Origin of the sequence: Arthrobacter sp. TMP15, assembly GCF_039529835.1 — a bacterium.
GTDB lineage: Bacteria > Actinomycetota > Actinomycetes > Actinomycetales > Micrococcaceae > Specibacter.
Window position 1 is genome coordinate 2,167,313 of the sequence record NZ_CP154262.1, and the last position, 11,980, is coordinate 2,179,292.

Consider the following 11,980-nt stretch of genomic DNA (forward strand, 5'->3'; position numbering starts at 1 on the left):
TCAGCCCCTACGCTGCCCGAATAGAGCTACGGCGTTGCGGCCCGGATGGCTTCCAGCACGGGTGCCAGAATCCGAAAGATGATATTAACTAGTGTCATCACACGATTTGCACTTGTCAACGGGGTCTATGTAAATCTGTGGATAAGTGGGGCAGAATAGGAACATGCCTAAGATCACGCACCCGGTAGATTTGGCTTGGACCTCCGATGTGGAAGCCTACATTGAGGCTTTCGGCAATCGTGGGCGCAACGAAATCATTCGGTTCTTGGAGGAACACGGCCCAGTACCGCGTGGCGATATTGTGGACGCCGTCAGCGCCGGTGAAGCAAGCGTTGCCCAGCACCTGATCGCGCTCGAAAAGACCGGCGTCATCATCGTGGACATCGTTCAGGGCCGCCGCCACGGCAGATCCCCCCGTTACGCCGTAGACGACCACCGAATCACGGTACTACTGGCGGCTCATCAGGACTATCTTCGCAATCGCCAACAGTCTCTGCCCCAGGAGGTGAAGGACGAACGCGATTGAGATAGTCGGCGACGGACTCTATCGTCAGGGGTGAGACTTCCCCCAGCGCTTGATCTACGAATGACTTCACCTTGGCCACCCGCAATGAATGGATAGATTCGCGCTGGTCCCACTCGACTTCGGGGGTATCCATGTCCTCGACAAGCAACAGGTAGTCAGGGCGTACGTTGAAATAGTCGGCCAAGGCCGTCAGCAACGGCCTGTCCCGGATCAGCCTCCCCTTGCCATCCTTGATGTAGGACCACCGCGCCCTCGAGAGCTTCACACCCCGGGCTGCCAGTGCACCACTGATTTCCCGAAAACTCACCGACTGCCCACGCTCAGCAACAGCAGCGTCGAGAAGAAACTTAAGCCTTCGGGAAAGCTCACTTTGCGGCGTAAGTCCTGGCCCCGGGGATGCGCTCGGTAGTTCCTGGTCCGCCATCTCACTCCGATCCAATTCTTCTGGCTACCTCAAGTATCGTATGGCCTGACATCCCCTTCAAGGAGTTACGGGCTTGCAGGGTTCGCGAGTCGCGACCTGCACCGTCAGCAACACGCGAACTAGGCTGCGCATTCAGTCGCTTCTACCTCTATCCATCTGCGTAGTCGTCTCTGCCTGACGTACCGCCTCCGGACAGCCGCTTGGTGACACCACTGGCCATGCAAAGTTCAAGATTGGTGCTCCGGTCGGCAGAATGGCGGCGCAGCTCTGAACGGGGAATACTTCATCCACAGGGGTGACGCTGTTGTGACAGTTCTGCCCGCCCCTGACCAGCGGTGGATGGGCCGGCCGTCGTCGTTCTTGATCTATTCCAATAGCAGTCATGTAGTTTCGGCATCTTTGTGCCATGGAAGAGGACTACCGAGCTTAAACAGGAGATTCCGATGACCGAGCAGCCAAACTACGCACCATCCACCCCTAGTTTCGTCGACGAGTGGATGACGCCCAAGGAGATCTGCCATGAGTTGCAGATTCCCGAGCAAACCTTCTATCAGTGGCGCGTCAAACACACGGGCCCGCGGGCTCACCGAATCGGGCGCCACCTTCGCATCAGCCGCACGGATTTCAACGCGTGGCTCGCCACCACGGAAGACCCCATTGGCTAGGGCAAAAACACCGCTCGGGACGTGGGGGAAAGTAACCCGCCGGAAACTTGGCCCGACCACTTGGAGGGCCCGGGCAACCATGCGCGGTTACGATGGGAAGCCCCGCATGTACCAATCGACCGGGCCAACCGGGGCGCAAGCAGAAGCCGGCCTCCTGGCCAAGCTCAATGCCATGCTGCCTCCTACAGACGACGTGATCAGCCCCGACATGGCCATGAGCGAACTCTCCAAGTTCTGGTGGCTCGAATTCGAGGACCTGAAACGGGCTGCTAATACACGCCGCCGCTACAGGGAAATCATCGACGCCTATATCCTTCCCGGCGTTGGCAACCTGACCATTCGAGAAGCCAATGTCTCCACCCTGGACAAGTTCCTCAAGGGTGTGCGCACCAAACATGGCAATGCAACGGCCAAAATGTCGAAAACGCTGCTTACCGGCATGTTGTCCCTGGCGACACGCCATGGCGCAGCAGCTGCCAACCCGCTCCGGGAAGTCGCCCGAATCCCCACCAACAACAAGGAAGTAAGGGCGCTGACCATTGAAGAGGTGGCCGTACTTCGACACGACGTCTATGCCTGGCAGCAACCAACCGGCCGCCAAAATGGGCTCCACGAAAAAGACATCCTCGACGTCGTGGACATCATGCTTGCCACTGGAGTCAGGATCGGCGAAGCGCTTGCCATTCGGTGGTCCGATGTAGATCTTGCCGCCGAGAAGCCGACGGTAACGGTTCGCGGGACCGTCATCGACGTTCGGGGCAAGAACGGACTCAGGATCCAGGACCACCCCAAGAGCGCCAACTCACGGCAACGCTACTTCCTGCCGCCTTTTGCGGTAGAGATGCTGCGCCGCCGTCAGGCCGATCCAGTTCGCCAGAATGACCTTGATTTAGTGTTCCCCTCCAGCACCCTGACTATTCGTGATCCCAACGGGTTTCGCAAGCAATGGCGGGACGCCCGGAAGGCTGTTGGCTTCGACTGGGTCACACCGCACACGTTTCGGAAGTCCGTCGGGACCATCCTGGCGAACACCCAGGGCATGGCCGCTGCCACCGCGCAGCTCGGCCATTCCAGCGAACAGATCACGAGTAAGCACTACGTTCAGAAGACTCACGAGGCGCCGGACAACACAGAGGTGCTGCAAGCGTTCGGTCAGGATGGAAGGCAGAGGGACGCATGATCCTCACCAAAAATTTGAAATCCAGAACTAGTCTGGCCCGATTCAAGCAACTGCTGCGAGCCTTAGTCTCTCGCCTCAATTATGCCTAGCCATGGTGGAACGGCCTGCCTCAATAGCCCCAAATTCTCGAGGGTGCACCACCTTCCTGTGGTGGCGCCAAGGACCGCTCGGGAGGCCCCTGATGAACCATGTAGCCGTCAATGAGCTAACTCTGGGATGTTGGACCGTGATTACCACTGATGGCTGGTTCCCAGTCTTGCCATTTGACCACCAATTTGCTCGCTTCGAGGAAATCATCGAAGTCAGCCTTGACGCTGGGGCAGTATGCATTTGCAGCAGCGCCAGCAAAGATAACCGCATCCTTCTGCGACGTCCCGTTTACAGGATTTGAAATACCAGTGACCCAGTCTGTGACCGTCAGGCTTCCGTTCCCTACGACTGTACAGAAGCTATCAGTCATGCGTTCGATGACCCGGGTATCAGTGGCCACGTCGTATGGGTCACTGGTCACCACGTTATTCTCGGCCAGATAAAGAGAAGCCCAGCGTAGCTTCTCCGTAGCACTGCCTTGGGATGGATCATAGGGCACCGATAGCACGACGTCTTCGGACTCGGATCCACATGATGCCAAGGAAAGTGAAAAGACAGCGATAGCTACAGCGGAGACAAACTTATTCATTGGGAACCCATTTTCTTCAGCGTCAAGCATGGAGATTGTTACAGGGAAAAGCCACCTGGCATCTCACCCGGCCCGAATCGCTTGTAGACTCAGAAATCATAAACCCTGCTGTGTTGTAACGATATATCCTTGTCGATTTGACCGACCGATGTGCGGTGATGTGATAAATGTCGTCGTTCGCGATATTCACGATGAATTCCGCTCTATGACATGGCGGACCCTGTTATTGGCCGTTTTCGACAGATATATAGTGAATCTGTATCAACATCAGTATTTCGCCTCGCAGTATCAGAGCCTTCATTCGTTGGACTGCATTGAATGCGCAGGTCGTCTGCAAAGTTGTTTAGCTAGTTTTGATGCCACCGAGGTTGAGTGCGCGGTCCGAATAGTTGCGGACTGTGAGGGTGGCTTTGGCAATGAGTTCTTAATCGGCTGACCGTAAACTCGTCCCGTAAGACGATCCTTCGTCCAAGACTCTGAATGTGGTCGCCGCGTGGTGAACCATGTCCAGAGTCCCGATCCTACGGATGCCTCTGACACGATTGCGATGGGCAAGGCTCGTTTTCCAGATATACCCGCCAAAGCAACATGGAAAAAAGCAGCTTAACAGACTTGTTTCTATTTAGAATCTGTTGTTCTTTTTGGGAATTTCCAATATTAGTCACAATGCAATCAACTATTCCCCTGAATAATGCACTAGCCATTACCAGCACTCCAATGAGTGACCACACAAATGATCCACTAATAATTTTCACTATTTGGCTTAATATCGGAATGGACTCATATAGATCCTTAAATCGCCATTGATCCGGTACAATAAAGGCGGAAGCTACCACTGCTGCGACCACGAGTGAAATAGATATTATTAGACTTCGACTTTGCTTCCACACAGTCCCACTAACTGGCGTAATTCTTCGTGCCCACGGCAGAGACCTTGCAAAAACCCAGCCCGCATATCCAAACGCAATTGGAGACAATAGGCCCATAAACCAATTTGTTATAGGTATATAATCGAATGCCGGATCTAAATTAATACGATGAAATATCAGAGCAAGCAGAGCTAGCACTACCGACAAAAACACGGGAAGGGCCACATCCCTCCACATACGCAAATCACTTCTCGGCACTTCTACGTAGGCCAGAATCTTCCGCAACTTGCCACCGCATTCGACGGATGCATCAATTCTACTTTCAAGTTCTCTCCCTTTTTTATCAGAGCATTCAGGCTTTCCATATGCGAGCCACCTATGAACCCCTTGCTCATCTTTAGAAACGAGAATATAACCGCGACGCCCGATTTTGCGTGATAGTAATTGTTTTATTCGTACCCTGAACATAGGATCATCATAGTCTCCTCTTTGGGCAACCATTGCCAACTTGTCATTTCTTTGAAATTTCGCTATTAGGGGAACCTCCAATTGGTTCCATTGGCCTCGTCGGACCGAAGATCCGTCCTCTCGCCAAGTCACATCCCGCGACGTGACTTGGCGAGAAGACTCCAGCTAGGTCCGGCGGGGCAACGCGCCCCGTGTCATGGCGTCCCTGAGGAACATCGCCATCACGATCCTGCGGCTCGAGGGTGAAACAAACCTTGCCAAAGCCACCCGTGGTGCCCGCAACTATCCGGACCGTGCCCTCACGCTCGCCGGCCTATCTACCAGCCGAACGACTTTGCAGAAGCCCTGCCCTAATATACGACACGAAGTTATTTCGCATTACCTATACCGAGAATATTCGTCCCAACACCTCTACATCAAGTTGAGGGCCTTCCAGGCACCGCGATGTAGGACGAAGTCCTGCTTGTAATTAATCATAGAATTCCGGTTTCGATGCCTGAATGTATAGACAATATTCTGAACGCCTTGAGCATTTGTTTGCTTTACAATATTTCCTATTGCGCTACAGTCAAATAGAACGCGCAGCGTCTCCAAAACGTTTATATCTGCGGAAAGACGTGCGGCTTTGCTGTGCGCCTCCAAGTCCTCAAGGGAAAACTCTCTTTCGCGCAACCCTCCTATAAGGCGAATACACTCTTCCACCTGATTTGGAGAAAAATAGCCGGTCAGTTCGTCTTTTATTTCCGGTAAGAAATAGTTTATCGAATACTCACGGAGGCCATCAAATATATCCGTAAAAGAGACTCTTTGAAATGAATTTGCATTTTGAATAAAATGCATTACTTGCAGGAAATCTCTGGGAGTATGGCGAGTGTGATCGAGTAGAAATTTGTAGGTATCCAGATTATCGCCACTGCGACGTTCAAGTTTTCGGGGAAGGAAATCATAGAGGACATTCGCACCAACGTATCCAGAATGAGCCGCTCGCTTGGTGGCCAGAGCGAATAGTTCGGATTTGAAATGTTGATACGGGCTATGATACCAATCAAGAGTACAAGAGTAATTGTAAAGTCTCGCAATTTATTGATGTTCGGACTCGGCAGACGCTCAAAAACGTCCGTCCTGCACAGTAATACAACCTTTATTGGAACTCCTGCATTGCTGAAATCACTGTTGAGAGCGTCCACCTCATGCACCAGGGACGCTAGCGAGAAATACGAATCCTCAAATTTATAAAAAATCTCATCCAAACCATCTAAGAACAATATATGTTGATTAGTAGTTCGCGTAACAATTACCATTTCCATTATTACGTCACGAACCTGCGACAACACTAATACTGGTTCTTTGTATGTATCCTTCATGGATGCAGTAAGCGCTTTAGGAAGGGCCAGTGATAGGTCGATTTCTCGCGAAACTAAGACTAGGTCCCGCAACTTTCGCTTAGGGAGTAAGCCCAGTTTTCGAAGTTTCGATGCTAGAGAGTCTATCTCAGGGTTTTCCCTCCTTGCTTCGTTGTCTTCCGATATAGATTCAAAGATTTTTAACACTAGTAATATTGACCAGCCGAGGTTAGTTCTAACTGTTTTATCTCCTGTAGCACTAATTACCTCAGGAACCTGCTCGAAAGGAAAATCTCGGAGTGCGCAGAGGTTGACAAAGAGCGTCGGGTCGGTCGTGGATAGAAGGCTTAAATGTTCTGCTATTGATGACTTTCCGCTACCTTTATATCCAAGGATAAAATAGGGGACTCCATTGCAAATTTCATTAATAATATCGCCCTTATGGAAAAATCCATCCAATAACAAATCAGGATCAATTTTACGTTCGGCTTCAGCGCTCTTGAACCCAAATTCTATGTCTTTGAATTTCATCGTTATTTTCCCATTTTGAAACTGGAATTGAGATTGTTAGGTTTCAATGAATAGACAATTAATATGTTGTAAGGAGTAGACTGTGTTAAGACAGCGGAACGGAGATGAGCAGACTATTGTGCCGCTTCTTCATATGAATAAAAACGACGTTTCATTTAGGAAGTGTCATCATTTATTTGTTTTGCTGAGCATACATGTCTGCCACGTTTAGCGCTAGGCTACGCGCTGACTCGCCGACGTTCCCTTGACCTGATTGTTCTCCCCCATCCCTCGGTAGAACGTGTAGGCCGATCCCAAGCAGATGCCGGCATCGAGCATCTTCTCATTGACCTGCAAGGGTGCCAGATCCACGAACGCCGTCGAGTTCAAAGCAGCGAGGTTCTCGGCCCACTCCACGGTACTGAGCTTGTTCAAAGGTGTCACCGGTTCGCAGTATTCCGGCATGGCTAGTTTACGGAAGTTCTTGGTGCGGAAAACCGAGCAAGCCCGCTGCCTGGCGGGTTGGAACATCCAGCCCGACGAGCTGCTCGTAGGCGCCCATCAGCGCTCCTCGGACGTCGGATCGTCGTTGTTGTCCTCGGAGAGAGTCTCCTAGAGGGCGTGTAGTCTTCCTGTGACACCAAGGGCTGCTTTGGATCGTTTCAACGGTCCCTCGGTTAGCGAAGAACTCCCCTTAAGACTATCGGCAGCCCAGCCCGGAAGACTCAATCTTCCTGCTCTCGGCAGTCGGCAGCACTGCCGTGAACCACCAACCCAACCATGGACTACGGCAGGTCCATTCCAGCGCCTTTACCTTGCGGCCGACAAGACTCTCAGCTTGCCCTGCACAAGGATCCTTAGCGCGCGGGCCACGACAGGGGCGTTACTGGCAGACTTAGCCTATGAATCTGAACGAACGCATCACAGTCAAGCTCGACGCAGGTACTGACGCTGACGTGTTTGAGCGGTGTGCCGTGGCCCTGATGGCGAACCACTACGATGACGTGGTTGGAATTGAAGGCGGCAGTGATGGAGGCCGCGACGGCGACATCATCGCTCCCATTGCTGACGATCCCGACTCTCGCGGGCGGATTTTGGTAACGACAGGCGACGCCCTCGACAATCTCAAGAGCAGCCATAGAACGTGGAAAAAATTCTGGGATGCGGGTGAGACGTTCCGGCTGGACCTGCTTGTGATGATTACGTCTAGGAGTCTTTCTGACACCAAACGCCGCAACATCGAGGCCTACTGTAGAACCAATAGCCTCCCGGTGCCGCGCATATATGCAAGGCAGTGGCTAGTTGAGTCTCTGCGCCGCGACCCGGATCTCCGCTTTGAACTGACTGGAGTCGAGGGTCGTCTTGAAGCACTGACAACGAAAGCCCCTGAGCCTTCGTCATCGTTCACCGCCCTGTTCGGGCGCGACGAGGAGCTGGATCACCTGCGCGCCGCGGTAACGCTGACGACCGATGTCTCGTTAGTAGGCGTTCCCGGAGTTGGCAAGAGCCGTCTGCTAGCGGAGCTCGAAGGTGGTGTCCACTTCATCGACCGCCTTGCCCGCGACCACCTTGCCGACGACCTGTTCGCCACAGATCCCACGACTGTAGTGCTAGACGATGCCCACCTTGACCAGGAGCTCCTTGAGCAGCTGGTACGCATTCGTAGCAAGGAACGGTTCAGCTTCACCATAGTCGCCGCAACGTGGCCAGGAACCGAGGCTCCTGTAGAGGCTCTACTTAACAAGCCGACGCGGGTCGAGGTGGACCGCCTAGCGCGAGCCGCACTAGATCAAATGATCCAAGCGCTCGGAGTCCTCGGCGTCCACGCCCGGTCACTGGTACTCGAACAGTCCGACGGCCGACCGGGATGGGCGGCCATCCTCTCTCGTTTGGTCATCAACGGTGCAGGCGACGACCTCGCAACTGGTCAATCACTTCTTGACCAAGTGGCCGGCCTCGCTACCGCTATTGCAGGCAGCCCCGTACTCAATGACGCGTTGGCCTGCATCGCCGCACTCGGCGCAGCCTCACTTGAGGACATCGAGATTATTGCAAGCCATGCTGGTGTCCCGTACGCCGACTTGATCGCCTGGCTTGAGGTCACCGCTCAGGGCGGTCTCGTGGAGCGGACGAGCGACAAGTGGTCTGTGCTGGCTCCACTCCGCTCACTGATCGTCGCGTCTACCTTCTTCGGGGTGAGAAGGCGAAGGAGTTGGGCCTCGTTCGCTGCTAAGTTCCCCGATGACGAACGATTGGACCGCACAGTTCTCAATATCGCTAACGATGTGCCAGATACAGGCGTTCGGGCGCTGACGAATTTGTGGTTCGACAAGATATCGACAATGGAGATCCACGAGATCCCACTTGCCTTGGTCGAGGGTTACAGTGGCATCGACGAGACTTCGGCTGACCGCGCTGCCGTCCTCGCCCGCGCCGTCCTTGACTCGCCTCGTGAGCCTCAGGCCTTATTCGGCGATGTCACCTATGACCCCTACGGTACCGCCGCAGAGAAAATCCTCCGCACCGCTTTCCGTCGTTCATGTTCTCGCGAGGCCACTCACGGGCTGCTCGACCTCGCAGTCAGCGACGAGCGGCCTCGTCACCAGCACCCCGACCACCCGATGCGGGTTATCCAGGACATGGCACATTACTTAGACCCTGATCTAGGGCCCGTTGATACCTTGCGCGACCGAATCTTGAAATATGCTCTCGAGTGGTTCGATGAAGATCCCAACGCAGCCCGGTGGGAAATGCTGGCAGAGGTCACGCATTATGTCTTCGACCCCCGTGTTGCGGGTAACTGGAGTGATCCAGGTAGCCACCTCACCGTCACCATGTCTCAGGGCGTGATGACGCCGGAGGCCATGGGATCATTGCTCGCACACTGGAACACGATCGATTCCAGAGTCCGGGGACATGCAGCTTCAAGCATCACCCATCGCGCAGTGGCAGAATTCTGCGAGATCTTTGATTCGTGGTCCGCGATTGCCGTAGGCAACACCAACCATGAGGGCGAGGCCTCGACCGAGCACAGAGTTGTCGGCGCGAGAGGAGCTGAGCTGGTGCTGAGCACCCTGGCGGTGCTGGCAAAACGCTTCACAGGGGTGCCTATTCGGGTCAACAAACGACTAGCCCTCGTTTCGATGTGGAACGGCGGGCCTACAACGCTGGCCGAGCTCCCGGTCGAAGACGATCATCTGGCCCTCTTCGTGGGAGCGCAAGAACCCGACGACGACATCGACGGTTGGATGGCCGACCGTCGAGAGCAGTTGACGTCCCTGGCCCGAGACCTGGATAAGCTAACTGCTGCCGAAGGTGTCACTGAACACCAAAGGCTTGTGGTCGAGGCATCAGTTCTCGATGGCAACAATGAGGGAACTGCGTTCGCGAGCACGCTCGCCGAGCATGTGGCCAACGCTGGCGCATGGCTGGAAGCCGCCATTAAGGCAATCGCCCGCCCCCTCGTTGCCCCGTTGATCACCAAGGCCCGCGCAGATGGTGCTGATATCGATGATTTGGTTATGTCGGCGATCGAGGTCCCCGAGCTACGGCACGAGGCTCTGCGCGCAATCACGCACGAAGACTGCGAACTGGATGATCTAGCGCACACTGTAATCGACGGTCTAACCGACGATGACGTCCCGCTTATCGGCGACTTGTGGATCCATGAGTCGGTGACCCCAATCCTGCGTGAACTACTCATACACACACGCGCATCAGTACGTGCCCTAGCTGCCGTCGCCTTCGGAGAGGGAACACGGGGTCGTGGACCGGAGGTGCCCGAGGATCTCAGGCCCGTCTGGCGGACGGCGCTGGTCGGGGCAGCTCCCGACCAGCTGCCACAGCACTCAAGATGGCGCCTCGGCGAGATACTTAAGCACGTCTTGACCACTGATCCCGAGCTCTGCGCGGACTGGTTCATCGCAAACGCGGAAACGACTGGGTTTTCTTCGCGTGCGCGCCGACTGGTGAAGTCATTTCCTGATGTGTTGAGGAACCTCCCGCAGGATCAAAAGCGGCGGATCGTCACGACGCTTGGTGCCGAGACGCTGATCCACAGTGGTTACGCAGGAGACGTACTTGGTACTGACACGAAGCTTGCCAGTGATTTGCTGGCGGAGGACGTTGTGGATGGAGAGGACCTTCTCAGAATGATGTCAGGCTATCGCGATCACAGCGTCATAGCTCTCGCGCCGGCTCTCATGGCTGCACAAGTTTCTCCACAACGCATCGTCGCTGCCGCCCTTGGAAATAGCAGCTGGACCGGGGACGAGTCGGATGCGATTCTCAGTGATCTCGAGTTCTTCGCAAAGCTGCGCGAGCAACAGCCCGAGCTTGACGAAGTCTGTGCCTTGGCATCTGAAGTACTAGGCAGACAACTCGAGGCCGCACATGCAAGGGAGAAGCAGGAGCGGCGTCTCGGCTGGTAGAAAACCTGCAGGCACGTGAGCGGTCGCAGCCTATTCTGTGCATCAACCTTTTTAACCGTTCGCAGTTTGGTTCACGAAATCGATCCAATTTCGAGCCCGTCAGAATAGCAAATCAGGGGCCGCACGGAAGCTGTTACGCATTCGGATCACTGGCATTTATGGGTGTTGTCGCCTTGGAAACGTAACGATGAAGCAGTTCTCGGGCCACATCGGGAAGATTGAACACCCAAGGCGAATCGATCCCTTGAGCCGCGAAGTATATTGGCATGCTACGCCCAGCTCTCGACAACCCGTGACATGCCGTCGATCATGTCGATGAACCTGCAAACCGCCGTCAGTCAGCACTTTCAGCGCTACGCTGCAAGGCCTCGTCACGTTTTACTCACGTTTTTGATTGAAAACCACCCACAAGTCATGACATACCAAGAGACCCCATTATCCTGCACTGCCCCGGGAACTAGCAGTTTTTAACCGTTAACAGAGACTGTTGGCATGAGACTCCTGAGATTCTCTTGGTCGTGGGTTCAATTCCCGCCCGGGGCACAACGGGACTCTGACCTGCGGTTATAACTCGCAGGTCAGAGCCATTTGTGGCCAACTCCCCTTTTACTCCCCCAATTCGTCAAAATTTTCTCCAAATTCCACTCCCCCTTTTCAAGATGACTAGCTCCCCTTTTTCGCTCCAAGACAGGCATTTGCGGCGTCATCCCAGACGATTGCTGGGCCGCTCAGGCGGTCGAAGTACGTATTCAGCTCCGCTGCCGCTGGCCGATCGACGAGACGTGTCGTTGCCCTGAACCTCTGAGACTCTAGGGTGTTGCAGTTAGGGCACGTTCACCGAGCATTAAGTCGGGCGGGGTAAACGCGAATCTGACGCCCCTGGAAA

The 11,980-nt window shown here is 54.4% G+C and carries 10 protein-coding genes and 1 tRNA gene; 6 read left to right on the forward strand and 5 right to left on the reverse strand.

Annotated features, from left to right (window positions below):
* Positions 1-163: 163 nt before the first annotated feature.
* From AAFM46_RS09575 to AAFM46_RS09585, 3 genes are all read left to right on the forward strand, one after another.
* Positions 164-526 carry a helix-turn-helix transcriptional regulator gene (locus tag AAFM46_RS09575; RefSeq protein WP_343317538.1) on the forward strand — a complete coding sequence of 121 codons (363 nt, stop codon included), beginning with the start codon at positions 164-166 and terminating at the stop codon, positions 524-526.
* Between the two features lie 867 nt (positions 527-1,393).
* On the forward strand, positions 1,394-1,615 hold the full coding sequence (locus AAFM46_RS09580) for a helix-turn-helix domain-containing protein (RefSeq protein WP_343317539.1): 222 nt from the start codon (positions 1,394-1,396) through the stop codon (positions 1,613-1,615).
* 106 nt (positions 1,616-1,721) lie between these two features.
* Positions 1,722-2,795, forward strand: a complete 1,074-nt coding sequence (locus AAFM46_RS09585) for a site-specific integrase (RefSeq protein WP_343317540.1) — start codon at positions 1,722-1,724, stop codon at positions 2,793-2,795.
* A 205-nt stretch (positions 2,796-3,000) separates the two neighbouring features.
* On the opposite strand, the gene AAFM46_RS09590 is transcribed toward AAFM46_RS09585, so the two are convergent.
* The 5 genes from AAFM46_RS09590 to AAFM46_RS09610 form a co-directional block, all read right to left on the reverse strand.
* Entirely contained in the window at positions 3,001-3,474 is a 474-nt protein-coding gene (locus AAFM46_RS09590) for a DUF732 domain-containing protein (protein ID WP_343317541.1), read from the reverse strand.
* Positions 3,475-3,995: 521 nt separating this feature from the next.
* Positions 3,996-4,892: a hypothetical protein gene (locus AAFM46_RS09595; RefSeq protein ID WP_343317542.1), complete on the reverse strand. Its 897-nt coding sequence runs from the start codon at positions 4,890-4,892 to the stop codon at positions 3,996-3,998.
* A gap of 330 nt (positions 4,893-5,222) precedes the next feature.
* Entirely contained in the window at positions 5,223-5,651 is a 429-nt protein-coding gene (locus AAFM46_RS09600) for a hypothetical protein (protein WP_343317543.1), read from the reverse strand.
* Complete coding sequence (locus AAFM46_RS09605; RefSeq protein ID WP_343317544.1) at positions 5,651-6,685, reverse strand: hypothetical protein; 1,035 nt, start codon at positions 6,683-6,685, stop codon at positions 5,651-5,653. Before AAFM46_RS09605 ends, AAFM46_RS09600 begins: the two co-directional genes overlap by 1 nt.
* A gap of 213 nt (positions 6,686-6,898) precedes the next feature.
* Complete coding sequence (locus AAFM46_RS09610) at positions 6,899-7,108, reverse strand: hypothetical protein (RefSeq protein WP_343317545.1); 210 nt, start codon at positions 7,106-7,108, stop codon at positions 6,899-6,901.
* Between the two features lie 19 nt (positions 7,109-7,127).
* On the opposite strand from AAFM46_RS09610, the gene AAFM46_RS09615 reads away from it, so the two are divergent.
* The 3 genes from AAFM46_RS09615 (at position 7,128) to AAFM46_RS09625 (ending at position 11,637) form a co-directional block, all read left to right on the forward strand.
* Complete coding sequence (locus AAFM46_RS09615) at positions 7,128-7,280, forward strand: hypothetical protein (RefSeq protein ID WP_343317546.1); 153 nt, start codon at positions 7,128-7,130, stop codon at positions 7,278-7,280.
* 286 nt (positions 7,281-7,566) lie between these two features.
* Complete coding sequence (locus AAFM46_RS09620; RefSeq protein ID WP_343317547.1) at positions 7,567-11,094, forward strand: ATP-binding protein; 3,528 nt, start codon at positions 7,567-7,569, stop codon at positions 11,092-11,094.
* Positions 11,095-11,541: 447 nt separating this feature from the next.
* Positions 11,542-11,637, forward strand: a tRNA-OTHER gene (locus AAFM46_RS09625).
* Positions 11,638-11,980: the final 343 nt, after the last annotated feature.